Raw genomic sequence first — 25,820 nt, 5'->3', positions numbered from 1 at the left:
AAATCAGCTATGTACACTGGATGACTAAGTTAACTAAATGTTAACTCAAAGCTCTTAGATAGGAAGAGTCTATTCGACTATGTAAAGTTTTGTATCTAGATTCAACATTTCTGAGTTCATAGTTCATGGTTCACTGCGTAGAACGCCATGAACTATGAATGGCGAATCCCACGTACTTCAGTCGTGGGAGGCGCTCAAGGCATAGACTAAGATTTACCCGCTAGAATTGGTTCCTCACTCGAAGGTTCTCCTGTGCTTGGGGGTTCCACTGGCTGACCAAAAGCGATCCGCAGAAACGGTGGTGCCAGAAATGTGGTCAGAATCACCATGACAATAATCGATACCTCCAACGGCTTATCCAGAACTCCACTTGCAGAACCGATTCCGGCAAATACTAACCCAACTTCACCCCGTGGAACCATGCCAACCCCAATCGCTAATCGATTGATTCCGGGCTGACCAAACACCACCCAACCTGTCACCACCTTGCCGACGATGGCAACCACCATCAAAAATGCGGCAATCAAGAGTCCGGCACGATTTTCAGGCAGCGTCGGATTCAACACACCCAGATCGGCCCGCGCTCCCACAGTCACAAAGAAGATCGGCACCAGTAGATCGGCGATTGGCTTCACCAGTTCATCTAACTCATTGCGGGCATCGGTTTCATCCAGAACCAAGCCAGCGGCAAAAGCACCCAAAATCGCTTCTAGATGAATTGCGCTGCCCAGAAATGCCATGAAGAAGGCAAAGATAAATGCTGGCATGACAACGTTGCCACGGGTTTTAAATTTCTCCACAATCGCAACGAAGGTTTTGTTGAAGATGCCACCCAACAGAATGGAACCAATCAGAAACGCTGTTGCACTCACAATCAGGTAGATGACATTAGAAACATCAATCTCACCCGTTTTGGCTAAACTGGCGACAACAGCCAGGACAATGATTCCCAGTACATCATCAATAACCGCAGCACCAACAATGATCTGACCTTCTTTGGATTTAAGCTGTCCTAATTCAGACAATACTTTGGATGTAATCCCGATGCTCGTTGCCGTCAAAGCAGCACCTGCAAAAATTGCTGGAATTGCAGGGGTGTGAAATAACATCATCAAGCCAACGGTGCCAGCGGCAAAGGGAACTGCCACCCCGACACAGGCGACGATCACAGCTTGAGTACCCACTTCTTTGAGTTGTCTGAGATCCGATTCCAGACCAATTTCAAACAGCAGAATAATTACGCCCAATTCAGCCAGCACTGAAATGACTTCACTCTGAGACTCATATACACTCGTGAGGGCTGCGGGAGACAGATGATTAATCCATTGCAGCACGGTCATAACCGCTGAGTCTGCGGCGGAAAGCCCACTTTCGGGAAAGATGATCAGGTGTAAAGCAGATACCCCGACAATCACCCCTGCCACCAGTTCACCCAGAACTGGTGGAAAATCTAATCGTTTAGCTGCTTCTGCGCCGAGTTTACTGGCGAGATAAATCACCACTAAACTCAGCAGAACTCCAGCCATAACAATCGGTGAATTTTCTGCCTCGACAGTTGCCAACAAGGGCATGGGAGCAATTAGGGATGCTATCCCAGAGTTTAAAGCTGTAATTGTATGGTTCAAAAACATGATTAGGTTGTGGTGGTAAAAACGATTTAAACCTGATTTGATATTAGAGGCAACCGATTGCTTACAGCACGCTACGCGAACGCCAGTCAGTTTTCTGACGCATTAGGTTGCCTCGATGCATCGAACCTGCAAAGAAGCGGCTTAGGCGACTACCTCTTTGCCGTAAACCAGGTCAACCGCTTGACGCAGGGCTTCGGTGCGATCGCTTAAGATATGCTCTGGGTTGACCAGATCGAACAGTCCTAACTTTTCCAAGCGGCGCTGAATTTTCTCACTGGCACCGACAATATAGACCTGTAACCCCTTATCATGGGCATCGGGAATCGCGTTTTCGATCACCAGCGAAGCCGTCACCCCTAGCAAGGGCACATCGCTAAGAGCCATCACTAGCGCATCGGCTTCCTTCATGGCATTGTGTTCCCGTGCGATCGCCTTCGACAAGCCAAAAATCATCAGACCGCTCAGGTAACCCGGCTTTTTGTGTCTACGTCGTCTCGATTCAACAGCCGTCTGGTCCACAGAAACTGTGCCCGTACAGTACCTCCGCGTCACAGATATAGATCATGCCTGCAAAATCGAGGAAAAACTTTATTGCGACCTGATCCGCAATATTCTCGGCCATATCCCGATCCGGGGTGAGTACCTCGAATTTTATATTCGCATTGGTGTCAGAAACGCTGGGTTGTCCCGACGAGCGCACGTTGCGACTGCCTTTACCGCCAGTTTCCAGAACCGTATAACCGGTTGCCCCGGCTTCTTCGATGATATCGGCGATCTTTTTCAGCAGAATCTTTTCCGTGACGATGACGAGCTTTTTGGCTGGCTTGGCCATGTTAGTTACCTCCTTACCTATGTATCTTGATCTATTTGGTCTGCCGAGCCAAGGGAGCGCCGACAGACCGCTGACCCGTCTGGGATTAGCCGCCGCCTATCGCCTGGGCAAGCCCGAGGAAGAGCGGTATTGCCAAGCCGATCGCAATGGGTGTACCGATGGCTGTGGAGGCACCAATGTAGGCGGAGGGATTGGCCGACGGAATCCCGGCTCGCAACGTGGGCGGACCTGAGATGTCTGAACTGGAGGCGGCGATGACGGCCAGGATCACAACACCGCCCATGCTGAATCCTGTGGCGTAGTGGGCAATCATGCCGAGACCGAAGGCGATGAACCCATGCACCAGTGGTGCCACTACGCTATACACGACGTACCACTGGGCTACCTTGCGCAGTTCGCCAAGTCTTGACCAAGCCTCCATACCCATGACCAGCATCAAGATCGAAAGCAAGCCGCGGAAGAGGGGGTCGTAGAAGCTTTTATAGACACTTTCCGGCTGGGTGAACAGGCCAAGAGCAATGCCGAGCAACATTGCCGATAGGGCAGGACCCTGGAGGCTTTCCTGCACGATCGGCCATATTTTGACCCGATTATCCGCAGACTGCTGCTTTCTGAGATACTCTTGTCGGCTGCTGGGATAATCCTGCTGATCGGGATAATCGCCTGCTGCAACGGTCTGCTTGCTGAGATATTCCTGCTTGCTGAGAGACTCGTCTGTTGCCCTACGCTTCTTCTTGTGGTTGAGATAAATGTTGGCCACCACAATCGCCGTTACGAGCGCTGGGATATCCATGAAGGGATAGAGTGCGGCAGCCCATGCCTCGTATGGCATTTTTTGTTCTTCCAGTAGCGTCAGGGCGGCAGCCATGGTAGAGCCACTCACAGCACCAAACAACCCCCCGGTCGCAATCGCATCCACTGTGTTGACCTTCGGCAGCTTGGCTAACGTATAGCGTGCGATGAATACAACAAGAATCCCTACTGCTACAGCAAACGCTGCGGGTAAAATCATCTCCGTTAGGTTGGAATTGCGGATCGCCTGACCACCGGTCAGACCGATTTTCATGAGCAGCATGAAGACGATGATCTGAGTAATCGCCTCTGGAATTACCAATTCGCTACCGAGAGCGGCAATGACCATACCACCAATCAAAAAACCAAGTGTTGGGGACTGCAACTGCTTAACGAAGTCCATTAAAAACAAGGACACAAAATCCACGAATACCTCCTTATGCCTCCTCTGACGAGGAGTAGTGCAATAAATGAACTAAATGAACTTTAAAGAGTTAAAGAGGGTAAGAGTGAGGCGCTTCACCCCTACAACACAGGTGTTGCACGAGAACCTATAGACAGGGCTTACGGTCATTGCCCCGGTCGGTTCACAGATCAACGTTGGGATATTACCGCCAAACAGGGCGGCAAAAAAGTCGCCACAAACTGCCCCATAGAGTCCGCCGAGGGCCCCCACCCCCAAAGGCTAGAGCCAGGGGTAATGAGACAACGGCAGTCGTGACACCGCCGAAGATAGCGCCCCCGAGGTTATTAAAACCGGATGAGATTGGTGATTACCATAACTGAGGTAAATGAACGGTAGATCAAACGAACTAAACGGTAAATGCCATTGCCAAACCATTGTCTGGATTGCTGGCTGTGAGTCCTATTACGATCGCAGTCATCACCACAGTCATGGGTTCAGTTGGTTCAGAAATCAGCGTGGGAGTACCGCCAAATAACGCCGCAAAGAAGCCGACGCAAACAGCACCATACAGACCCCCGATGGGTCCGACCCCAGAGGCAACCCCGAAAGCTAGGGCAAGGGGTAACGATACAATGGCAGCCGTGACACCTCCGAAGATGTCACCCCGCAGGTTATTAAAACGAATACGATTGGTAATTGACATAGAACAGTGAATGAATAGTAGGGCAGTACAGACTTTGAACAATTGAGCGATCGCAAGACAAAAATTTTGGCTTTTTATGGAATCAGCAATAGTAGAACCGAGCAGATTTAAATAAATATCTGCCTCTATGCCCTTAGCAATTCCAACCTTGTAAATCATTTAATTCTTCAATGTTTTTTAATATACTCTAAATAGACATTCTTTAATCAATAAGGAAGCCAATTATCCATTGAAAAATCTTAGCTTTCCTATAGATTAGAGCCACCAAACCATCGGTTGATGATTCTCTGTATACAGGGAGATGTACTGGGTGATGATTAATAATGTGAAATCTCCTGTCATTGATGCGGGGAATGAGCTTAATCTCCGATAGCACAATTTCATACTGAATGTATCAGTTATACATACTTCTTCTAGTTATATATTTCTCTTATCAAACCAACATATTATTAATATAGGTAAAGCTGCTTTGCTGAAAACTATAACAGCAGTAAGTAAGTCAGAAGAATCAGCCCTATAAGAAAGATTAATCAAAAAGGGCAACGCCAGTAACATAGCCACTGAAGCGGTTACTAATAATCCCCCACTTTTACAGCATCAACTGATACTCATCCTAATTCTCTGTAAAGATGCGCTTAACAAATCAGTAAATATTTTGCGGTTGCTGACTTTGTTTTTGCAAAGCTCACTCCCACTCAAACTTAAAATGATGGTCGGAGATGAGAGTGAGCAGGGTCTGCACTCACTATTTTGTTCAAAATGATAATTGCTGGAGTTTAATTCCCCTCACAACAATCCCCGATAATGAATAAAAACCAAAATAGCCGCCCAAGAACCCAACGCAACCTTTACTGCGACTAGGATGTTCAGCAGGGGGATAACCCCGCCGCTAAAAAGTGCACCCAATTCTCCGTGCGGTAATTCAAATCCGGCTAGAGTTATGACCGACAGGACAATGAAAATAAGAACCGAAACCTTCTCCCATGTAGCGGCGTGCCAGCGCTTGTAGATCGCCTGCATCCACTCCGATGATGAGGTAATCGCAACAAGACCGATCGCGGTTCCACCCGCTACTCCAGCCGCAAAACCACCGCCGGGACTCAGATGCCCCCGAATCGCCAGTTCGATACCCACCAACGCGGCAATTGTTGCTCCCAAACGCGCCATAACAATCGATGGTTGATCGGTGAACTGATAGATCGTGCAGAACGGTCTTTCATCAGCCAGTAGAAACTTTGCACCCATTACCGCGATCGTAAATACCACCACTTCAAAGATCGTGTCATACAGCCGATTCCTGAGGATGACGGCCGTAACTGCATTAGGTACTCCACTCTCTTGTACAAGCGTTTGGACGATCGAGAGCGATAAGTCCGGTGCCGGATTGGGCATGATCAGGAATTTGACGAACAGCGCTATCCCCGCTGCAATGTAAACCCATTTCATTTATGTTCCTCCCCTGAATCTGATGCATTTACATAGGTTAGGCTTGTCGCTGGTGACGAAAGTTCGGTTCGCATGATGTCATAGAGGCGTCGAACCCTAGTTGTGGTGTGATAGGGTTGCTGTTCGTCCTCACTCGCTACAGGGTCTTGATTATCCTGCTGTGGTCGGGCACAGGTCGCATGGATTTCTTTGTCCATCAGCGCCCGGTGCAAAGCCTGCGTATTCGTGTACGGGACTACCTCAAGACGCATATAGTGTTTGCCAAAAATTGTTCGTAACTCATTCATCAGTTGCCCTAAATGGGACTCCTCATCTGCCTTGAGCGCTCCGTCTTCGAGTACACCAAGACGCATCACCAGCGATGAACGCACTGCGATCGCATAAAGCGTAATCGCCAGCAGAGTCCCCATCAAGGCTTGGGTCAAAGCAACATCCGCCGCCCCCAAAACCGCAAATACCAATGCTGCCACTGCTCCCAGTATTCCCTGCACTACCAGAGCATGGTAAGGATTGGACTGAAGTACCAGCATCAACGCGGACAACGGCAGCAGAGCGGTTATGACATAGATATAGCTATCATTCATGGCTACCTCCACTGCTGGAACAGTATGCCAACACATACCCCAGCACTGTATTCCAGATTGCCAAAGTGATAATGCCAAGGATCAGCAGCGGCCATTCGCTAGGTATCTTCAGAAGCAGTCCGACGATGATGATCATGCTCCCTAGCGTATCGGCAACCGAAAGAGTATGCAGCTTGAATAATACTGATCGGTGCCCGATTAGGGGAAAGGTTCCCCAAAACCAGAAGAAAATTCCTATACCTATGCAGGTATAACTAAGCGCGTTGATCATAGTTCATTGATTCGTTTAAGGACTTGTGCCAACAACATTAATCCGGCATTACCTACACTCAGGATGATTACCCCTGTAACACCGAGCATCCAATCATCCCGTAAGACGGATACAACCAGGATCATGATTGATGTTTTGGTTGCAATACTGGCAAATGCCAACATTTTTTGCCAAATATCGTCATCTTGCCAAGCCTCGTACATGGGTATGAGCAAAGCCAGAATCATTGCAATCAGTGCCCAGTTCAGTGCCAAGTTCATGCCTTTTTCCTCCGTCGTACCCAGTGAACTTCGTACCAGCCATTTTCGTGGTACTTCAAGACAATGGTCTTGGGCGTAAAGGTGATCAGAAATATATCCAGGAAGATGAGTCCGGATGTCCGTCCGGGTTTGACTCGTTCCATCGTCACATCTTCGTAACTATGGGGACGGACGATCATTTCAAAGGCTTCCATATATGCCTGCGGAATCGCCACGAGGGTTTCCCATAGCGCCCGCAGCCAATCGTTTAATGCTTCCGGGGTTTTAGGGCGTCCCGGTAATAGAAGTGCGATGCTGACGCCGATGATGATATTTGCCACACTCAGATTGGCGGTGAGCAAAAACCAGATGGCCAGTCGCAATATCAGATTCAGATGTCCAATCATGCCATTACCATCCAGAAGAGCAGGAGCAACATTAGGCTCATTCCACCGATCAGATGCTCAAATTGCTCCACAACACGGGGCAGCTTGAGTACGGATCGTTTAAAAATCAAAAGATACGCCAACCAGCCAAGGCCGATGGTTGCAAGTGGTTTTACGATATTCTCAAGGCTATAAGCTTCGTAATAGACAACGTTTGCCACAAACAAGCCACCGAGCAGCAGGATCGTCGCTGGCCAGAAACCGGGCTTTACTACCTCCTCGCCGTCCGCTTTATGCGGCAAGAATATGAATTTGGCAAACGAGATTGCTGTTCCCAAAGCTGCAACATTCATAGCGATCGCTTGCCAGGGCAGTAAATTTTTCGTCGTCAACACCTTTGCCCCAAAGCCAGACAATAAGGGAAAGCCTGAAATCGAGAAGCTGGCGATGACCAGAGCAATCCAGACGGTTGTATTGATGGGCTTGTGTTGCAACTCCTTGAAGTTGCGGCTCGGTAAAGCACCTGCAATCAGGAAGAGTGCCGATTTGACCAGTCCGTGAGTCAGTGCATAAAAGCCACCTACGATTGGGGCAGCGAGGATAAAGCCTAACTGCGAAATCGTATGAAACGCCAGCATCCGCTTGGTATCTTTTTCAAAGACGGCATAGAACACGCCCAGCAACGCTGTCCCGACTCCGAAGATCCGAATCAGCGGATCGACCTCCTCCACCATCAGCGCACAACGCACTAGCGGATAGACGCCGGCTTTTACCACAACTCCCGACAGCATCGCTGATACCGGCGTCTCCGATTCCGAGTGGGTCAATGGCAACCACAATCCTGATACAAAGATTCCCCCCTTAACCAAGAGTCCCAGAAAGATGAGGGCAAGTGCCTCCGGCGGTGCGCCGCGCAAACTTGCAAAACTAAACGAATGATTGCTCTGATAGGCTAGCGCCGCGCCTACTAGATAAAACAGCATTGCCGTGTTGCTGATAAACAGATAGCGCAAGGCAACCCAAATCGAGCGATCGGTGCGGGGATAGGCAATCAAGAGAAACGCAGCAATCCCGCTGACCTCTAGCGCCACGTATAAACTGATAAAGTCCGCACAGGCGAACGCGGCATTGATGCTGCCATGCAAGATGATGGCTTGTGCATAGAAAAAAGCTGTTTTATCGCTGTGCCAACAGTAGAGAATGACTGCGGCTGTTACTAGCGCATTGGTCAATATAAAGTAGCCGCTTAACTGATCGACGATTAATGTGACGCCGAAATGATCTAGTAACTGTAGTGTCAGTGGCGACTGAGTGACAAATAGCTGCAACGCATATGCAGCCGAAGCAAAAGCTGTAAACAGTGCGAGAGTTTTGTCAAGTTTGGGGAACAGATAAATGGTGAACCCCAAAAAAAACGGTAGTGCAATCCATGCGATGGTAATGGTATTCATGGCGTATTGCTCTTCTCGATCTCGTTGGTTTCCAGGGTGGGATTATCCCGTGCCAGCTTCATGACACCGACCAGCATTACGCACTGAATTGAAAAGCCGATCACAATCCCCGTCAATATCACCGCCTGGGGAACCGGATCAGAGTAAGCGACATTTGTGCCGTCTGAAATAATGGGTGTGAATAAACCATCTCGCGATGCAACCAGTACGTAATAGGCGATAACCCCCGTACTCATGACATCCATAGAGATGATCTTCATAACCAGGTTCTTTTTAAGGATGATGCCGAAAAATCCGCAGAATATTGTTGCGAAGACGAATGCTTCTAACACGGGAATTGCCTATGAGTAAATGCCTGTCAAATGGTGCTAAAACATATATAGCACTTTTCAATAGTGCCAAAGAACATTAACACTATTGAAAAGTGCCAGGGTGAACTATAGACTCATGCCACACTAACTTGTTGGTTTGAGCTTGAGAACGGGTAGGATAAAACACGCAGCAATAGCCGGATGACAGAATCGATTGGCAAATCAATGGTTAACCTCAGCCCTGGCTCGTCCACCGATACAGTTGGCGGCTTGCCAACGAGTCAAGGCGTACCGCCGGAAGGTTTCTACACTTGGGAGCGGGACGCTAAAGCCTTGAATCTTGTGGATTTATCAGCACCGTTTCAATTGATCGGGCGGCAAGCGCAATTCCAGCGAATTACCCAAGTTTTAGCCCGTGATGGCGACCTGCTAATTGCTGGAGTGCCGGGAAGCGGACGGCGGACTCTGGTACGGCGGGCAGCTCAGGAAGTTGGAGTTAAAATCGTGGAGGTTGACTGCATCCGGGTTACTGATGGTCAGCGCTTCGTGCAATTGCTGTGCGAGAGTATAGACCAGACGTTTCAAAGTGCTACTGCTCAAGTTTTCATGCGAGAGTGGATTGAACGCAAGGCAGATGAATTATTTGTCCTGCAAGACGAAGGGAATGGTAGAGAGCGGCTGAAACCCGTTCGGGTAGAGAGCCAAGAGCAGCAATGGAGCGCATTTGAGATATTACTCGATCTCCTGCAAGGGTTAGCCGAATCTTCGGGCGGACGGGTGGTGCTGATTTTGGAAAGCTTTCCCCATATCCGCTCTTGGGATCGCAATGGGGTGTGGGAAACATTTTTGCGGAAAGAAATCGAGCGCCAGACTCAGGTGAGTTATGTACTGGTGGCAACGATTGCAGAAATCAGTCTTCATGCTGATGAACCGGGGAATCATTTGGAAATCGTGAAGCTGGCTCCCTTAGCTAATGATGTTGTTGCTGCTTGGGTTCAGGAAGTTTTGCATGGCGAAGGGTTGACATTCGATCCGCGATCGCAAGCGCTGGAACTCTTTGTCAATGCGGTGCAGGGACACTTAGGCGATGCTTCGGCACTGGTGCGGCGCCTCAAGTCAGTACGAGTGTCTGACGGGCTAATTCGCGATTGGCACGTCCAGCAGGCAATCCAAGAACTGCTAGCCGACCTATCGATGGTCTTCGAGTCATTACTGATGCTGCTTCCAGCTAATCAGGCGCATCTGTTGGAGTCTCTGGCGTTAGACCCCACTGACAAGCCGCAAAGTCGAGATTACATTCACAAGCATTGCCTGTCTAGAGGGGGGAGTCTTCAAGGTGCGATCGCGGGATTGCAGCACAAAGGCTTGATTTACGGTTCTGAACAAGGCTATCGACTGGCTCTACCTCTGTTTGCGTTGTGGCTTCGCCAGCGCCTCAGTTGATACCAAACTGTGCGGGAGCGATCGCTTAAGGGGGTAGTGCAAGATGTGAGGTGGGTGAATGCTATATTCAGCCTATCAGCGTCTATCTGTGAAGGTAGCTTTTATGACTCAGGAACTAATCGACCTAAGAACTAGCATCTTAGAAGGACGCTATGCAGATGCTTTGGCGATCGTGGATGAGCTAGAGGGGATGAGTAAACAAGCAATCCTCCGTAATATCGAATCTTTTCTGGTCAGAATGCTGGTTCACTTGATTAAAAACCAAATTGAGCAGCGTTTAACCAATTCTTGGGTAGCTTCAATTTCAGATTCTCTCCGACAAATTCAAAAATTAAATCTCAAAGAGAATAAAACCTCTTACTACATCAAGCAAGATGAATGGGAGCCTTTTCTAGAAGAGGCAATTGAGGCGGCAATTCGTCCAGCAAGTGTAGAAGCTATGGATGGTGCCTATAATTCATTTCAACTCTCTGAGTTGGTGGACAGAACAGAGATACTTATAACGGCTCAGAGATTGCTCGATTTAACGTATGTACATTCGGCAAAGATGTTACCAGCAATCATTGATGAGAATTTACTTCAGCTACCAGGTGGGGAAGAGTGGAAAGAGGGTAGGCGATGAAAGTTGCTATATGGGCAGTACCCACCGTACTCAGCTATGCTAAAGGAATGAGACTGGAGAGAGGAAAAGGTTAAAAATGCCTCAAGATAAGAAACGATACTCTCTAAAGCTTTTGTTTGACAATACACAAATTGCTAAGGAAGAACTTGAACATAAGGTTACGGATGTACTTCAAGAATTCCTCCCCAATATCCATTTGTCAGTAGAGGCAATGTATTCAACATCTCTTCAGCTAACGCTTGAAGGAGAGCTTGAAATTATTGATACTTGCCATGACAAAGTTAATAAAGTATTTATCACACCATCTCAACTTAAAACCAAGCGTTTACTTGATGAAGTAGGGGATGAAATACGGCAGCAAGCCTACCCAATCTTAGCGGCTATAGAACAACGTTTTCGAGTATTTGTTAGTCAAGCCCTTACAGAAGTCTCTGGATTCGATTGGTGGTATACTACTGCTCCTGCCGATCTCCGGAGTAAAGTTCAGCCGATTCAAGAGGAGCATCAAGAAGACGGTACGCCACTAGACCCCTTAGAGTGTACTCAATTTAATGACTTAATCAAAATAATTACGGCGGAAACATCTGAATGGTCAGAGAGTAGAATACTTTCTGTAAGCGATTTTATAGAATTGCTTTCAAATTGTGCATCAGTTGCGGAAGTCAGAAACAAACTGATAGAGAAAACTAATAAGTTTGCATTTTGGGATGTCTTTGCTCGATACTTTCAGGATAAAAAAGAGTGGGATAAACTTAAGAAATCGATTAAATTTGTTATAAAGGAACGTCATAAAGTAATGCATCATCGACCGATACGCCTTGGTGTCATTAATGCTTTGCTGACCAAAAAAGAAGAAATATTTGCTCTGCTTGATGGGGCAAAACCTGAATTATCTGAGAAAGAGCGTATCGAAGCAAAACAGGATATTCAAGATGTCTGGGAGAGAATGCCAATCTGGCAAAAATTTCAAAAATCATTCATGGAACAACCTGCACAGCCGCCTTTAGACTGGCAAAAATTCATGGGACAACCTGCACAGCCGCCTTTAGACTGGCAAAAATTCATGGGACAACCTGCACAGCCGCCTTTAGACCTAACAAAAAGGAATAATAAACCAGAATTTAAACAGGAGAAAAACCTTAACTCAGATATAGACAGTTCGCCAGATGATTCTCAGAATTGAATCAAGACTTCTCACATAAACTGAGGCAGCGATCGCATCTCTCCTCATCAGCAACGAAAAGAGCGATCGCTCTTTGTCTAACATTCTTTGAAGGGAAGCGATCGCAGTTTCGGGTTGGTGGATACAATAACAGCGATCGCCCGATTGCAGCACAAAGGCTTGATTTATGGTTCTGAACAACACTACCGACTTGCTCTGCCTCTGTTTGCTTTGTGGCTTCGCCAGCGCCTGAGTTAAAGAAGGCAGAGGGCAAGAGGCTCTTATTTGAGGTAGAACTAGAAGTAGATCGGTAGGATTAACGCATAGTGAGAAACTCTTCGGCAATTGAAGGATGAATGCCGATGGCTTCATCGAAATGTTTCTTGGTTGCGCCTACGCGGAGGGCTAAAGCCAGACATTGAATAATCTCTATCGCCCCCTCACCCACCATGTGAGCGCCTAGCACCCGATCTGAGTGACTATCAACAACTAACTTGATTAGGGTTTTCTCATCTCGGTTAGTCAGACTGTGTAAAAGGGGACGAAACTTGGAGCAATAGCATCGCACCGAGTCACCCAGTTTTTCACGCGCTTCGGCTTCACTGAAGCCAACCGTAGCCGCCTGTGGCTGAGAACTAACCGTTGATGGAACGTATTCATAGCAAACCGTGCGGGGGTTGTTGCCAAATTGAGTATCAGCAAAAGCGCGACCTTGAGCGATCGCAACCGGAGTAAAATTAATTCGGTTGATACAGTCCCCAACTGCAAAAATATTCCCTTGTGTCGTTTGGTTGTACTCATCCACCACAATCGCACCTCTTTGGAGCTGAATACCAGCTTTCTCCAAATCCAAGCCACTGTTATTAGGAGTACGACATAGAGCAAACAGGACAGTATCCACACTCAATATGTTTGTGTTTTTTCCTGACAGTATCAAATCCAGCTCATCTCCCACACGTTTGATTTCTTTTACCGTAGTATTTTCGAGAATCTGAATCCCTCGCTTGGCCATCCCTTCTTGCACAGCTAAGGCAAGAGATTCATCAAAAGCACATAGGATATGGTCTTCCAGAAATACTTGAGTAACTTGGCATCCGAGATTGTTCAGGATACCCGCTAATTTCACGGGAATATAGTTACCACCGACTATTGCAATATGCTTGGGTTGCTGCTTGAGACTAAAGAGTTGGCTGGAAGTGATGGTATTTTCACTTCCCGGTATCTCTGGTTTTACGTCTTTTGCTCCCACCGCAATCAAAATTTTGTCAGCAGTAATTAGGCGTCCTGCAACCTCTAAGGTATGAGCATCGATAAAGGTGGCTTTACCCTTAATCAGCGCGACTCCTGCTTTTTCAAGTTTTTGATTGTGTACTTGGCTCAGACGATGGATTTCCCGCTCCTTAGCCGCAATGAATTGCTGCCAATCAAAGGCGTATTCGGCTTGATTCCAGCCATAGCCTGCTGCAACTTGAGAATTATCAGAGAACTCAGCAGCAAAGGACATTAGTTTTTCAGGAATACAGCCTCGGATAACACAAGTACCCCCGACTGAATCCTGTTCTGCGATCGCAACACGAGCGCCATAGCCAGCAGCCTGTTCGGAAGCAGAAAGTCCTCCAGGCCCCGCACCAATTACAAGAAGGTCATAATCAAATTTCATAACTCAATTAGTTTATGTTTACCAAACTTATGCTAAAGGTTTTTTTCTAAGAGGATGTTTGAAAAGTCATAATCGAGATGATTCTAGGGTGGAGATCGCCCTAAATCCCCCTTTTTAAGGGGACTAAGACTTGATTCTCCTCCCTTTTTTCTAGCGCAGCGGCGCGTTAGCGCGGGGGCTGGGGAGGGCTCAAAACTTTTGACACTTCTGGGACATCCTCTAAGGCTCAATCATCTCTAAGCCTGGATAGAAAGTTTCTTGTTAGCCCTTCTGAATATTCACTCCAATGCTGGTTTATTCTGAGCGTAAGAGTATAGAAATACACTGAAGAGAATCGCAAAAGTAAGGTCAATGACACCTGGAATTAGATAAAGTGGGTGAACATTGCCTATCAAAGTTTGATAAGCCAGCACACCGAAGACAGAATATTGCGCGTAAGCTCCAAGTTTTACAATTTCACGATTGCGGGAAATGTCCTGACTGACCCACCAATAGCCAATTCCGATCACAATTACCAATACGAGAAACAGTTGTAAATACTCAGGATTGGTGAGGGGTTTCTCACCAATCAACTCACGAATCCATCGGTCGGCAAATAGCAAAGCCAGAGATTCAATCCAATTGATCACCGCTTTGATTTTAAATACATACTTCCACGTCGTCGGATTATTCATGGTTGCACAAAGCCCGAAAATGCTTTTTGATAAAAAGGTGTTAGTTGATGGTTATAAGGGTCAAGATATAGCTAAGGAAGACTTAGCTATTCACTTTGTTTTTGATTAGCTTGCTATTAAGCATTGGCAGCCGTCATCTGTTCTTGTAGCTTGCTTTTAACTCTTTTGAAATCGGTAGCCATTTGCTTTTGCTGCTCGTGGCTGAAGTTGTCTTTGATTAGGGCGAATACATCTTCTTCTTCTTGATTTATGTGATTCCGCGTCGCCGTTCTTAACTGCTCAATTTTGGCTTTAAACTCAGATGAAGCAGGATCTAGAGGCTTAATTTCATCTAACATCTCCATCACTTCATCGGTTTGCTTGTATATTTCCTGCGTATGTTCGTAATACGGACGAATTGCCGGATAGAGAACTTGTTCTTCGGCTGTACCATGAACCTTTATATCTTTATACAGTTGTCCAAAATACTCTTGAATTTTTTGAGGATCGTCAGCACCTAAAATTTCCGCGAATAAGGTATCGGCTTTAGTATGATCCATGCGGAGAAGGTCGCGGATACTCATCTCATCGTCGGTGCGCGTCACCACACTACCAGCAACGCCTGTTAAGGCTGCAACCGCATCTTCAACCCGCGCCCACAGTCCCTGCTTTGCGTCTTGTCCTGTGAGTTCGCGAACACCCAGAATCTCTAGAACCCCTTTCAGTTGCTCTTGATGAGCGCGGTTTTCAAAGTTAACTGCATTTAAAGGAGCGATCGCAGCTTCAATATCAGCACCAACAACTTGAGCAGCTTTGTGGATTAGCAGTCCAGTCATGGTTTGCTTATGCTTGAGCAATTCTTGCTCAAATACTTTTTCAAACAAAGTTAGCTCAGAGCCTTCCATTATCTGAACTTCCTCTAAGAGCTTCTGGGTTGTCTCCTTAAGCTCACTTTGGACACCGTACTGAACGATCGCAGTATCGATAACACCCAGGTTTTTGCGATCGTCTTCGAGCATATCCTGTAGGCGCTTGCGAATATGATCATCAGTACAATCCTGAATTAATTTCTCCTCGTTGTTAATCAGGAGATTTTGTAGCGCTTTCATATCCGCCAATTTTGTGGCAATTGCAAGGCGCTTGGTGTCATCAAGAGTCGATACCATTTTCATTACTCCTTTGCGTTATGACCTGGCCCAATAATTACAACGTCGTAAGATTGCATTTGGGAAGCTCCTTCTCCGGAAGCATCTCTCAGCCTTAAAGCTTAAAAGTATTCATTCATTACAGCTTCATCCTAAGAGCCTGTCTTACCTTGACCGAAGGAATAGTTTTGGGTTAAGGCTGATTGTTACTATCACTACAACTTAGATTTCACCATCGATTTGCTTTTCCCTCAAGTCACAATTCACTAAACAGTCCCCTTGCTCAAAGGATTTAGCCAACCAACATCACTTCCGTTTGCTTTACGGGTGACGGGGTTGCTGTCAATACTTCGTCAGCGGAATCAACCAGCACTAATTCCAGCTTGCGCCGCACATCTTCCACTAGCTCAAGTTAACCCTATAGCACTTAATCGATGCCTACCTTCATCTTTGGGATGATTTTTTTTTAAAATTAGATAATTTGTAGGTGATAAAATGCGTTAATGTCACCCTTTAAATTACAACGAAACACCTTGTCCATTATTTGTATTTTGAATTACACATTAAATTAATAGTCAAATCATGAGGAAGATAGGTTGATAGGTCGAGCGCCTCAGCAGTGCATACCATTAGCTAGAGGAGAAGCAATGGATCGCCGTTTAGGATGTTAATAAAACAGGGAATTTCATCAAGGAACGATGGCCTTATTACTAATAGACCTAGACGGCACACTCCGCGAACCACTTAGCGGACAGCAACACTTCCAACATCCCAAAGATCAACGCATTATTGCAGGTGCTGATATTGCTCTTCGCACCTACAAAGACGATTGGATTATTGTTGGCATCACCAACCAAGGTGGAGTTGCCGCAGGTCATAAGTCTATGCAAGAGTGCATCAAGGAACAGCAATACACGCTTGAGTTATTCCCATTGAGAGAAATCTACTTCTGTCCCGACTTTGAGGGCAGAAAATGTTTCCGCGTCACTCATCACAATGTTCATAACCACAGCCAAACCAAGTGGTCTGGACAGTACCGCAAACCGCAATCGGGTATGTTGCAACTAGCAATGGTTAGACACAAACACACCCCGCAAAATTCCTTGTATGTAGGCGATCGCCCGGAAGATGAACAAGCTGCCCAACGAGTAGGTGTAAGCTTTCAATGGGCATGGGACTGGATCGAGCAACATCAAGAAGCGATCGCTCCCAACCTGACAGAAGCACGGTAACAAGAGAGGATAGTCATGGAACGAGAGATTACGGATAGCAACGGCATTACCTGGACGTGCGTTCAAGCCTATTCTGGGCTTTCCAACAACGCAGAAAAGCAGGATGCGGCTCAGGTTAAAGGACAGGAGGATAGCTACTGGGTCGTCTGTACGCCGAGTGGTGGCGCTAAGTCGGTGCGGCTCAAACTTGAGGGCGAATGGGAAAAATCCTATTCTGATGAGATGTTGCTGAATGAAATTCAAGCACAGCAGGAGGTATGACCATATGTAGGCGATCGCCCCGAAGACGAACAAGCTGCCCAACGAGGCGGCTGCTAGCACCTTTACAACCATGCCAGGGACTTAAGCCAGCCCGTTGCAACAGTGTTGTTGTGCCGTGCAATGCTTCCAAAATCAATTAAACACCTAATCTTTGCAAGCCTGTAACCACCATTCCCATGTCTTAATACTTTGCTGCTGTTGCTCACCAGTCAATTCACTTGTGAGTTTTTCAAGTATTTCTAGAACTACCTGCTTGCCATACTGCTGTGCAAAATACCAAGGAAGTTCCTCAATACTCAAGTTGTAGCCTTTCAATAAACCTTGAATTGCTTCTGTTAGCTCAAGGGTACAGGTGGGTTGAAGGTCAAGTAGCAATCTTCCCGCAAATTGTTGATCTGCAAATCTTGTTGCAGGTCGATCAACATTAGTCAAAACGGTGTAGAGAATCTCGAAGACCTCTGCACTGTCCAACTTTTGCAATACCGATGCAATTTGGCTGTACTGTTGCGGGTTGAAATCCCCGTAGTGGTCTACTACCCAATAAATCTTTTGAATAATCCTCTCTTTACTCCCAACCATTGTAGGCAAGATATAACGCTGCTTAACCCTACTTCCTCACTAATAACATTAAAGCATCATCTCACTGGCAACCCAGCGGCACAACAATTAATTAGCTGATTGTGTGTACCTAATACCCCTGATGCGGTGATTAAACTGAAAGTTCAACGCTCGCAAAAAAAAGTAGTCCTTGTGAGACTACTTCTGCATCTTAGAAGAAGTGCCGAGAAAGGCAGATGAAATAATTTCCTGCGATAAGCATTAGAACACTTTCTCTACTTAGAGAAGGTATTCTTGTTATACGCTGGGTTGAGCATTCGATGAACTCGACATACCGATTTCTGCGGACTTCACAAATCCGTAGTAGAAAGCGATCGCAGCAGTAAGTGCATTGAGCCAGATATTATTTCCAAAAAGTGGTGTCAGCCCAAACAGGGTATTTGCAAAGGGCAGTAACCCTAAAATAGCACCTGCTGCATAGAGGAGAGCGAAGATGCGATTGAACACGATTGCTCCGCTTAAGCTAGTAAATGCAGCAATTCCCCAAACACCCACTAAAATGCCAATTGCATTATGAAAGTAGTTGGTGGGGAATACGCCGAATATATAGCCAAAGCCTGGTTCGGAGGTAAAGTTCTCAGAGGCAGTGAAAAAACTAGGCACAAATCCAGCTAAGCCAAGTAACAAGAAAAGGAGACCTAAGCCTAGAGCGCTGTAACGAATTGAGGAATCTGAAGATTTTGATGTTTGCATAGCAATATTTTGATTTTCAAAAATTTTTGGTGTGGACTAAAAAAGTGTTTTACTGCTGTTAGAGAAACAAAAGACAGCTTGTAACTGACAATTCAAGTTCTAGCGAACCAGGTGGAGGACATCCCGAAGAACGCTATAACCAGCCTGATCCCAAAGAAGATAGGCGACAAAACCAAGCATTGCTAGGCGACCGTTCCATAGCTCTTGCTGTGGGTTCCAGCCTAAAATCCAGGCATTGCGATCGTCACCGTTGTAAGCTGGAGCGACCGTAGGGGTTTTAGCAGTATTGATGGTTGAAGTCTTCATGATCGATAGTTCTTAATGACGTTGCTTCAATTTCATGCTACCGAGTAGATTTGCTAGTATTGTCTACCATTAGGATTGCATCCTACCTATATCTAAAGATTGGATTTGTAACGCTCAACTGTTAATATCGGCACAAGAAAAAGTATTCTTATTTACGGACAACATCTCGATTACCGTTGTCACCTCATCCTACTGATGACACAAGCTATTATGAAGTCAGTTTGTAAAAACGAATACAGTCGCCTTGACTTTACGCTCCTACCTGAGAAAGGCGTTGCAAAAAGCCCTAGCTGTTAATCTTGTTTGGTAGAGACAAGAGCCATCGTTATCTAACTTTTAATAACATTTTAAAATCATTATCTGGACTGCGAGCTGTTTTGCTCAGCCGCTTTAGGGGAAAGGCGAACAGCCACCACGCTTCCATCTGAAACATTGCGCGCACTACTACTGCCACGGGAGAGAGATTTGTTGAAATTCTTAATCCCCTGAAGAAGCAAATTTAGATACCCCATCAAGCGACTTATGAATATCAAAAAAATCGCCTCTAGGTTATAGCCGATTACCTGAAAGCTTATCAACCTACAGTTATTTCTTTTCGTCTTTTCAGATCAGCTTGCGATCGCAGTTTCTTGCCTTCCCGCATACCCCCGAAAGCACCTTCCTTTTTTACCTTACAAGGAACGCTCACTATGGCTAATCGAGAACATTTTACTTATCTAGTGCAAGATGTCATTTGCTCTCATTGGTGCCGGGAGAAAAATTCGCTTTTCACAACAGGAGAAGCATGGGCATCATGCTGAAGCAGAAAACCAACATCGGTTCGCGATTGAGGCGAAGGCACCTACTTGGAATGTTTTTGGTAAGCATCACTGGGGCAATTGGATCAGCCTGCACGACTAACTCTATGGAGAGAATTACATCAATGAGAACAGACAAACCACAGAATCAGGATCAGGCATCTATGAACGGACGGCTGCTGGCGCGACCAACGCAGCCGACGGGAACGGCACCAAGCGGTCTGCAACCATTGGGACTTTCCACCAAGCGCGACGGACTCCTCTACGTGCCTAAAAATTACCAAGCTTCGCGACCCGCACCACTGGTGGTCATGCTGCACGGCGCAGGCGGCGACGCACGCGGCGGATTGACTCCGTTCCAAAATCTCGCCGATGCCGCTGGAGTGATCCTGGTGGCACCTGCCTCACGCCGCCAGACGTGGGATGTGCTGTTGGGTGGGTACGGCCTGGATATCGCCTTGATTGACCAGGCGCTGGCGCAGACGTTTAGCCGCTATGCTGTAGACCCCACGAAGATTGCGATCGCGGGCTTCTCCGACGGGGCTTCCTATGCCCTTAGTGTCGGCATCACTAACGGCGACTTGTTCAGCCATGTCATAGCGTTCTCGCCGGGGTTTATGGCACCAGCTTCACAGGTTGGCGAACCGCGTCTGTTCATCTCGCACGGCACGCGAGACTCTGTTTTACCGATCGATGTTTGTAGCCGTAAGATAGTGCCGCAGGTGCAGCGTGCTGGCTACGATGTGGTTTATCGGGAGTTCGACGGCCCCCACACAATTCCTCCTGCGATCGCAGACTCTGCACTGGATTGGTTCACTACGTAGCGGGGCATTCTCGTAGAATTCTAGATTTATCAACCCTAAATGAACACGAAAGGTACCGTAGTATTCGACATCATCGGCACCTGCTTCAGTTTGAACAAGCCCCGCCAGAGATTGGTAGAGCTGGGTGCCCCTCCTCATGCTCTGGAACTGTGGTTTGCCCAAACCTTACGAGATGCTCGCCCTCTCCCATGCAGGCAGCTACCGGACGCTCAAGGTGCTGCCTGCGCTGTGTAAACTGCTTTCATTAATAAGGAAGAGAAGGACTATCTCGGTGTTTACCGGCAACCAGAGATAATCGCTAGTGATTTGGTTGAAGCAGCGAACCGGATCGTGGAGGGATGACACGCCCGTCAAGGTGAATGAAGTTGGCTATTGCCAGGAATTTATAAACACTTAGATTTGCCCAATTTTCAGGAATCTTTTTAACGAGAGTCAGTTCCTTGATTGGGAGCGCCAACCACCTTTGGAGCAGCTCCTGGAGCTTCAGGTTCCGCACCGGAACTAACTTCAGAATCGGCTTGTTGACTGGTCATACGATATCTCTCATCAAGCGGAGTGTCACCCTCTTCTGTAGTTGGTACAGTTGTTTCGCTTCCAGGATTATTTTGAGGGTCATATTTAACGTCATCTTGCCGATTGTCTTGAGGATTATCTACTGTCATAAATTTGTACCTTTTGAATTAGGTTATTTTACAACAATATTCTTCAGTTTCTTGTAGGTCTTCTATCCTCAGACAGGACTGGATCTATGACTAATGCTATATGAAATTACGTTTAAGAATAATTGCCTAAGGTATGTACAATCGGAATCATGTTTAACATTTACTGTTGGTGCGATGAATAAGTAAGACTTGCCGCTTTTGCAAATTGCGATTCCTACAGGACAGCCTGTAGAATCGCTGTTTTGATAAAGCTGCCGAGCTAAAAGCTATCAAAGTATTTTTTATTCACCCATTAATCAAAGTGATAAATTTTTGCCAACCCTTCTGTACTGCAAAATAATTTTTAAAATGATGCAACTAAAGGCATATCAATCATATAATTCAGGCTGAGCTTCAAACTCATTAGCAGGAATCAGTCGCACTTTGAAGGTAACGTTTTTTTATTCTTGCTGCAATAGTTTCTGGACTTCTTTGATCTGTTTGGGAGAAATGGAATTGGCTGGAGCAGTAACCTCCAGATTGACAACCAATATAGTTTTTTGAACATTGACTTTTAATTCGTGAATAAGCTTTACGGGTCGGTCATTCACTGAAACGGGGTTTAATAACCTTGAGCATACTAAACAATTTGCGCTAGAGCGAGGATTCCGGGTTGAGGAGGAGTTCAGTATGTTGGAGGTACTCGACCAACTTCATAGTGTATCAGTCTTGGGCATTGACTTAGAAAGTCTCAAACCCCTTCTTGCTACCACACCCATCTTCACCCTCACCCTTGCGTAATATCTGAAGATATTGAATAACCTTTGTACCAGTCCTTGTATGCCTCAACGCAATAAACAAATAACCAACGCTCAGCCTCCAGCCCGGTTAGGTCTTATCCTTGCGTTTTATGCCTTTATTGCGATCGGTATGGCAGAAGGTGGGTTGGGTGTGCTGCTGCCCTCAATCATGCAAACCTTCGATCTCACTGCGGCAACAGTTACACTGCTGTTTCTCAGTCAGATTACAGGGTATCTTGTGGCTGCCTTTACCAGCAGTCTGCTGAGCAATCACATAGGGTTGGCTCGTGTGTTACTGCTTGCCTCCACTCTCTTAACAGGTGCCTTGATGATTTACGCCAGTGCGCCACTCTGGGTAGTTATGGTTGTGACTGGTACAGTCTTGGGGCTGGGAATTGGTTTGATTGATGCGGGTATCAACACCTATATCGTCAACGATTCACGTCATGCCCACTTTATGGGAATGCTGCACGGCTTCTATGGCACAGGGGCATTACTCGGCCCTGCGATCGCAACAACTCTGTTGGGGATGCATCTGCCTTGGCGCATGGTGTATCTCGTGTTTGCGGGCGTTGTCTTTCTGCTAGTGGCGGGGATGGTTTGGGCGATCGCGACAGATTACAAGCCCCTTACTCAGCAGGTGAAAGTATCTGGTGGAGATGCTAGGGCAAATCTCCATACTACGCTCCGCACGCCTGCTGTATTAGTATCAGGTCTGCTGTTGCTGGTTTATGCCGGGACTGAGGTTTCAATCGGCAACTGGGCGTATAGTGTCCAGACTATCAGCCGGAAAACACCGGAAATGGTGGCAGGCTACAGCATCACTGCCTACTGGATGGGACTGACAATTGGACGGATGGGAATGGGATACGGCATCAAACGCCTGGGAACTGTCCGTATGCTCGACTTGTCGTTGATTTTGCTGGCGATCGGACTACTAACTTGGTGGTTACTGCCCGATCAGGTGTTGAGCCTGCCTATAATGGGACTCGCACTAGCTGCCATTTATCCCACCACAATGTTGCTCGTGCCACAACGGGTTGCCGCGCCCCTAGTTCCAGCCGCGATCGGCTTTCTCAGCAGTCTCGCCAGTTTGGGCGCAGCCAGCATTCCAACGAGCATCGGTTTTCTGGCTGACTGGGTTAGTTTGGAAATTATTCCAATTCTGATGTTGCCACTGGCAGCATTGATGATGCTGCTACACCGCTGGCTGGCATGGCATATATCGAGCAACGTAAAGCAATCTGAAACCACAGGATAAGTGAACTTCTCTATGGTTAGGACGGAAGCTCATTATTGTGTGTTTGACGATACCTTCCCATCATTTAAGCTGCATTAGCTCTTAGATAACAGATCAATCGACTCGATCTGCTCTCTCGATTACGTTGGCATCAATTGCTGGATGCGCTGTGGCTCCTCTCCCAGCCAATCTAGATTCTGGGCAGTGCTGTCGAAAATTGATGAGGTTTTGAATGGCTCAAACTCGCCGCGTGATGCGGCTTCTGCTGTTTTTGCTAAGAGCGATCGCACTTGCTCGTCATTCATTGGCTGAAATGTCCGCATCGCTTCAAACGCTTGATCGAGAATCTCCATGCTGTCAATTCCGGTAATCAGAACCGATGTGGGTAGATTCAGGGCATAGTGCAGACACTCAATTGGCGTTACCGTATTTGACCGTAACAGAATCCCGTTTGCCATGCTTTTCATGCCAAGAATGCCGATGTCCTGTTTAACCAGTTCTGGCACAACCTGCTTCGCAAAGCTTCGATAGTGTGCATCCATCACATTCAGCGGCAACTGAGCCGCATCAAATTTAAACCCATAACTGGCTGCAACTTCCAGCATATGCAGATGAATCTGGGGGTCTTTGTGTCCGGTGAAGCCAATATATCGGAGTTTGCCAGCTTCCCGCGCCTCAATTAAGGCGGCATTTGCCCCTTCTGGATCGAAAACTCGATGCGGGTCCTCGAACCGGAGGATTTCGTGGTGCTGGACCAGATCGATGCAATCAACTTGCAGGCGTTGCAGTGATTCATCTAGCTGTCTTGTGGCTTCTTTCTTGGAGCGACCGTCAATTTTCGTCATCAGGAATACTTTGTCTCGGTAGCCATCGCGGAGAGCTTTCCCCATGCGAATCTCGCTGGCTCCACCGTTGTAATCCCAACTGTTATCCATAAAGGTGATGCCACGGTCGATCGCAGTGCGAACAATCCGGATACCCAGTTGCTCATCAACATACTTCAATCCGATGTGCCAACCACCCAATCCGATCGCGGAAACTTTCTCTCCTGTACTACCGAGAGTTCGGTATACCATTTCTGAGTTTGACGCACTTTCTGACATCTTCCCTCCTTGTCTGCCAGCTATTGCTTAAGTGCATATAGCTATGAGCAAATTCAAACGCAAGGAAAAGTTCACAACATCTTGCTAGAGACACACTAGAACTGACTGTTGGCAATTTGGGAGATATGAGGCAGATGGTTGAGTTGATGCGTTACGCGATCGCTCATACGACCGCGCATATAGGGGTCGAGGGACAGGTATATCGTGCGGTTGAGAACTTCGCCTTCCCCTGGTTCTGGGATTGGGGTTTCGACCAAGGCGAAATCGCTCTCTTTGGGTTCCCCAACTGGGCGGCTTTTGAGTAAGATTTGTTGGTTAGTTGAATTAGGCATTGATAATTCCTATTTCTTCCCATGCGTTGAGCATCGATTAGTGCTGTACCAGGCTGGACAATCATCCCAACAAGCCTACTAATGATTGGAGTCGTAGCTCGCTAGATTAACATCTTTCTTCAGACATAATTAGAGAGCGTTACCAAATGTGATTTGCAATATATTCAATTCGCCTGCTTCAATGATTGAGATGAAGTCTTCATGATATCCATCTAACAATAACATCGGACAGAAATTGGCTAAAATTGAATAGAAATGTAGTTTGTGATTAGTGATGACAGATAACTCTTCAAACTCTCAGATTAAAGATAAACCTAGAATTTGCGCCATCGATCTAGATCAAGAAATCATTGAAGCGCTACAAGATAAAGGATTGCAATGTTTTAGTGGTACTTTAGGTTCCACGGTAAAAGTACCAAATTCAGGCAGAGATCCTAGCCATCCAGTCTTACCAAATTTTTATTTCCCACATAATCTCCATGAATATGACATTTTAATTGTGGATTTGCAAGAGCCTGAACCAATTGAATATAAGGAGATTGAACACACGAGAATATCATCAAAAGGGAGTGAAAAATTTATTTTACTCAGCAGCTATCCCGAAACAATTTTTGACCCACGACCCTTCTCTGCAAACATTCTTGGAAATAGGCTGCAAGAAGATTTTTTAAAAAAAGAAACATTAGTCATCGTACTTTCTGGCCCACAGGAAATAATCGAATACCACTCGGCACTGATAACACGTCGTCGCGGCTATCAGGAGCTGAAATCTGTGAATCATTCCCTTTATAAGTTTATTCCATATTCTAAATTAGTCCGCAATAAGGCAGGTCATAATATCGTTTCCTCTAATAGAGGTGGAGACATAGAAAATCTCATTTGTAAATATCTTAAAAATTTTACATATTTAGCTGTTTTTCAACATCCAACAATATGGTTGCAAGATGAAAGAAAGACTGTTCAAAACAATGATTTCCTGCCTTTATTAGTTAACTCAGATAATGAAATTGTCGGATTTGCAGATTTTTCATCTCAGCCAACAGCAATTTTTGTTTTTCCTCAAGTAGTTAACCAAAAGAAAGAGTTTTTGCTTGATCTTATCAATGAAACTCTACCTGGGATGCAGGGCTATTTCATTCTAATCGAGTAGTTGATATGGTATTGAAGTCATCTCACGATACTGCCAACCACCAATGTCTCAATTGGCTATTGTCGAAGCATTTGCCGACCTACCCG

At 46.4% G+C, this 25,820-nt stretch carries 29 protein-coding genes and 4 pseudogenes; 10 read left to right on the top strand and 23 right to left on the bottom strand.

All coding sequences use genetic code 11. The features are described from left to right. Positions 1-206: 206 nt before the first annotated feature. The 13 genes and pseudogenes from H6F63_RS02800 to H6F63_RS02745 all read right to left on the bottom strand — a co-directional run bounded on the left by H6F63_RS02800 (position 207) and on the right by H6F63_RS02745 (position 9,073). Positions 207-1,631: a cation:proton antiporter gene (locus H6F63_RS02800; protein ID WP_190634706.1), complete on the bottom strand. Its 1,425-nt coding sequence runs from the start codon at positions 1,629-1,631 to the stop codon at positions 207-209. 141 nt (positions 1,632-1,772) lie between these two features. Then, positions 1,773-2,099, bottom strand: a pseudogene (locus H6F63_RS02795) (STAS domain-containing protein); the annotation flags it as partial. A 31-nt stretch (positions 2,100-2,130) separates the two neighbouring features. Then, positions 2,131-2,463 (bottom strand): hypothetical protein, encoded by a 333-nt coding sequence (locus tag H6F63_RS02790; protein ID WP_190423542.1) that lies wholly within the window; start codon positions 2,461-2,463, stop codon positions 2,131-2,133. Between the two features lie 85 nt (positions 2,464-2,548). Next, positions 2,549-3,682, bottom strand: coding sequence for a sodium-dependent bicarbonate transport family permease (locus H6F63_RS02785; protein ID WP_190634704.1), 1,134 nt, complete (start codon positions 3,680-3,682; stop codon positions 2,549-2,551). A 138-nt stretch (positions 3,683-3,820) separates the two neighbouring features. Beyond that, a pseudogene (locus H6F63_RS29770) lies at positions 3,821-4,022 on the bottom strand (SulP family inorganic anion transporter); the annotation flags it as partial. A 48-nt stretch (positions 4,023-4,070) separates the two neighbouring features. Then, positions 4,071-4,364 (bottom strand): annotated as a pseudogene (locus H6F63_RS02780) (SulP family inorganic anion transporter); the annotation flags it as partial. Between the two features lie 786 nt (positions 4,365-5,150). Then, a complete protein-coding gene (locus H6F63_RS02775) occupies positions 5,151-5,810 on the bottom strand; it encodes a Na(+)/H(+) antiporter subunit B (RefSeq protein WP_190634702.1) in 660 nt (219 codons plus the stop codon). After that, positions 5,807-6,394, bottom strand: coding sequence for a DUF4040 domain-containing protein (locus H6F63_RS02770; RefSeq protein ID WP_190634700.1), 588 nt, complete (start codon positions 6,392-6,394; stop codon positions 5,807-5,809). Before H6F63_RS02770 ends, H6F63_RS02775 begins: the two co-directional genes overlap by 4 nt. Continuing rightward, positions 6,387-6,665: a monovalent cation/H(+) antiporter subunit G gene (locus tag H6F63_RS02765; protein ID WP_190634698.1), complete on the bottom strand. Its 279-nt coding sequence runs from the start codon at positions 6,663-6,665 to the stop codon at positions 6,387-6,389. The genes H6F63_RS02770 and H6F63_RS02765 overlap by 8 nt, the downstream gene beginning before the upstream one ends. Then, positions 6,662-6,913, bottom strand: coding sequence for a hypothetical protein (locus H6F63_RS02760; RefSeq protein ID WP_190634714.1), 252 nt, complete (start codon positions 6,911-6,913; stop codon positions 6,662-6,664). The genes H6F63_RS02765 and H6F63_RS02760 overlap by 4 nt, the downstream gene beginning before the upstream one ends. An 8-nt stretch (positions 6,914-6,921) precedes the next feature. Further along, entirely contained in the window at positions 6,922-7,311 is a 390-nt protein-coding gene (locus tag H6F63_RS02755) for a Na+/H+ antiporter subunit E (RefSeq protein WP_190436485.1), read from the bottom strand. Then, entirely contained in the window at positions 7,308-8,741 is a 1,434-nt protein-coding gene (locus tag H6F63_RS02750) for a cation:proton antiporter (protein ID WP_190634696.1), read from the bottom strand. The genes H6F63_RS02755 and H6F63_RS02750 overlap by 4 nt, the downstream gene beginning before the upstream one ends. Further along, on the bottom strand, positions 8,738-9,073 hold the full coding sequence (locus H6F63_RS02745) for an NADH-quinone oxidoreductase subunit K (protein ID WP_190634693.1): 336 nt from the start codon (positions 9,071-9,073) through the stop codon (positions 8,738-8,740). The genes H6F63_RS02750 and H6F63_RS02745 overlap by 4 nt, the downstream gene beginning before the upstream one ends. Positions 9,074-9,385: 312 nt before the next feature. On the opposite strand from H6F63_RS02745, the gene H6F63_RS02740 reads away from it, so the two are divergent. The 3 genes from H6F63_RS02740 to H6F63_RS02730 all read left to right on the top strand — a co-directional run bounded on the left by H6F63_RS02740 (position 9,386) and on the right by H6F63_RS02730 (position 12,300). Continuing rightward, positions 9,386-10,495 carry an ATP-binding protein gene (locus H6F63_RS02740; RefSeq protein WP_190634712.1) on the top strand — a complete coding sequence of 370 codons (1,110 nt, stop codon included), beginning with the start codon at positions 9,386-9,388 and terminating at the stop codon, positions 10,493-10,495. Positions 10,496-10,598: 103 nt separating this feature from the next. Then, on the top strand, positions 10,599-11,117 hold the full coding sequence (locus H6F63_RS02735; RefSeq protein ID WP_190634710.1) for a DUF29 family protein: 519 nt from the start codon (positions 10,599-10,601) through the stop codon (positions 11,115-11,117). Between the two features lie 76 nt (positions 11,118-11,193). Further along, positions 11,194-12,300 (top strand): hypothetical protein, encoded by a 1,107-nt coding sequence (locus H6F63_RS02730; RefSeq protein WP_190634690.1) that lies wholly within the window; start codon positions 11,194-11,196, stop codon positions 12,298-12,300. Here H6F63_RS02730 and H6F63_RS02725 read toward each other — a convergent pair. The 4 genes from H6F63_RS02725 to H6F63_RS02710 all read right to left on the bottom strand — a co-directional run bounded on the left by H6F63_RS02725 (position 12,262) and on the right by H6F63_RS02710 (position 15,758). Beyond that, positions 12,262-12,483, bottom strand: a complete 222-nt coding sequence (locus H6F63_RS02725) for a hypothetical protein (protein ID WP_190634688.1) — start codon at positions 12,481-12,483, stop codon at positions 12,262-12,264. The genes H6F63_RS02730 and H6F63_RS02725 overlap by 39 nt on opposite strands. Before the next feature lie 112 nt (positions 12,484-12,595). Beyond that, positions 12,596-13,939, bottom strand: coding sequence for a glutathione-disulfide reductase (gorA, locus tag H6F63_RS02720; protein WP_190634687.1), 1,344 nt, complete (start codon positions 13,937-13,939; stop codon positions 12,596-12,598). A 278-nt stretch (positions 13,940-14,217) separates the two neighbouring features. Continuing rightward, positions 14,218-14,613 (bottom strand): hypothetical protein, encoded by a 396-nt coding sequence (locus H6F63_RS02715; protein ID WP_190634685.1) that lies wholly within the window; start codon positions 14,611-14,613, stop codon positions 14,218-14,220. A 116-nt stretch (positions 14,614-14,729) separates the two neighbouring features. Further along, a complete protein-coding gene (locus tag H6F63_RS02710; protein ID WP_190634683.1) occupies positions 14,730-15,758 on the bottom strand; it encodes a hemerythrin domain-containing protein in 1,029 nt (342 codons plus the stop codon). A 677-nt stretch (positions 15,759-16,435) separates the two neighbouring features. Here H6F63_RS02710 and H6F63_RS02705 point away from each other — a divergent pair. Next, on the top strand, positions 16,436-16,969 hold the full coding sequence (locus H6F63_RS02705) for an HAD-IIIA family hydrolase (protein ID WP_190634681.1): 534 nt from the start codon (positions 16,436-16,438) through the stop codon (positions 16,967-16,969). 15 nt (positions 16,970-16,984) lie between these two features. After that, complete coding sequence (locus H6F63_RS02700) at positions 16,985-17,230, top strand: hypothetical protein (RefSeq protein ID WP_190634679.1); 246 nt, start codon at positions 16,985-16,987, stop codon at positions 17,228-17,230. A gap of 144 nt (positions 17,231-17,374) precedes the next feature. On the opposite strand, the gene H6F63_RS02695 is transcribed toward H6F63_RS02700, so the two are convergent. The 3 genes from H6F63_RS02695 to H6F63_RS02685 all read right to left on the bottom strand — a co-directional run bounded on the left by H6F63_RS02695 (position 17,375) and on the right by H6F63_RS02685 (position 18,847). After that, positions 17,375-17,809, bottom strand: a complete 435-nt coding sequence (locus H6F63_RS02695; RefSeq protein ID WP_190634678.1) for a hypothetical protein — start codon at positions 17,807-17,809, stop codon at positions 17,375-17,377. Between the two features lie 276 nt (positions 17,810-18,085). Beyond that, on the bottom strand, positions 18,086-18,541 hold the full coding sequence (locus H6F63_RS02690) for a DUF4383 domain-containing protein (protein WP_190436529.1): 456 nt from the start codon (positions 18,539-18,541) through the stop codon (positions 18,086-18,088). A 99-nt stretch (positions 18,542-18,640) separates the two neighbouring features. After that, on the bottom strand, positions 18,641-18,847 hold the full coding sequence (locus H6F63_RS02685) for a chlorophyll a/b-binding protein (RefSeq protein WP_190634676.1): 207 nt from the start codon (positions 18,845-18,847) through the stop codon (positions 18,641-18,643). A gap of 726 nt (positions 18,848-19,573) precedes the next feature. Here H6F63_RS02685 and H6F63_RS29185 point away from each other — a divergent pair. Genes H6F63_RS29185 through H6F63_RS02675 form a run of 3 tightly spaced genes read left to right on the top strand, consistent with a single transcriptional unit; the run spans position 19,574 to position 20,702 of the window. Beyond that, positions 19,574-19,747 carry a hypothetical protein gene (locus tag H6F63_RS29185; protein ID WP_199297587.1) on the top strand — a complete coding sequence of 58 codons (174 nt, stop codon included), beginning with the start codon at positions 19,574-19,576 and terminating at the stop codon, positions 19,745-19,747. Then, positions 19,698-20,468 carry an alpha/beta hydrolase-fold protein gene (locus H6F63_RS02680; protein WP_347276762.1) on the top strand — a complete coding sequence of 257 codons (771 nt, stop codon included), beginning with the start codon at positions 19,698-19,700 and terminating at the stop codon, positions 20,466-20,468. The genes H6F63_RS29185 and H6F63_RS02680 overlap by 50 nt, the downstream gene beginning before the upstream one ends. Before the next feature lie 39 nt (positions 20,469-20,507). After that, positions 20,508-20,702 (top strand): hypothetical protein, encoded by a 195-nt coding sequence (locus tag H6F63_RS02675; RefSeq protein WP_190634674.1) that lies wholly within the window; start codon positions 20,508-20,510, stop codon positions 20,700-20,702. A 188-nt stretch (positions 20,703-20,890) separates the two neighbouring features. Here the strand turns inward: H6F63_RS02675 and H6F63_RS02670 are convergent, their stop codons facing one another. Then, the gene (locus tag H6F63_RS02670) at positions 20,891-21,130 is read right to left on the bottom strand and encodes a hypothetical protein (RefSeq protein ID WP_190634672.1); all 240 of its coding nucleotides are present in this window, start codon (positions 21,128-21,130) and stop codon (positions 20,891-20,893) included. Positions 21,131-21,949: 819 nt separating this feature from the next. Here H6F63_RS02670 and H6F63_RS02665 point away from each other — a divergent pair. After that, positions 21,950-23,170, top strand: coding sequence for an MFS transporter (locus tag H6F63_RS02665; protein ID WP_190634669.1), 1,221 nt, complete (start codon positions 21,950-21,952; stop codon positions 23,168-23,170). A gap of 119 nt (positions 23,171-23,289) precedes the next feature. On the opposite strand, the gene H6F63_RS02660 is transcribed toward H6F63_RS02665, so the two are convergent. Further along, entirely contained in the window at positions 23,290-24,252 is a 963-nt protein-coding gene (locus tag H6F63_RS02660) for an aldo/keto reductase (RefSeq protein WP_190634667.1), read from the bottom strand. 158 nt (positions 24,253-24,410) lie between these two features. After that, positions 24,411-24,584: pseudogene (locus tag H6F63_RS02655) on the bottom strand (NADP-dependent oxidoreductase); the annotation flags it as partial. A gap of 274 nt (positions 24,585-24,858) precedes the next feature. Here H6F63_RS02655 and H6F63_RS02650 point away from each other — a divergent pair. Then, positions 24,859-25,734, top strand: coding sequence for a hypothetical protein (locus H6F63_RS02650; RefSeq protein ID WP_190634664.1), 876 nt, complete (start codon positions 24,859-24,861; stop codon positions 25,732-25,734). Positions 25,735-25,820 lie beyond the last annotated feature (86 nt).

Origin of the sequence: Trichocoleus sp. FACHB-40 (assembly GCF_014695915.1) — a bacterium.
Lineage (GTDB): Bacteria > Cyanobacteriota > Cyanobacteriia > Cyanobacteriales > FACHB-T130 > Funiculus > Funiculus sociatus.
This window is presented reverse-complemented; position numbering and strand designations above follow the sequence as displayed.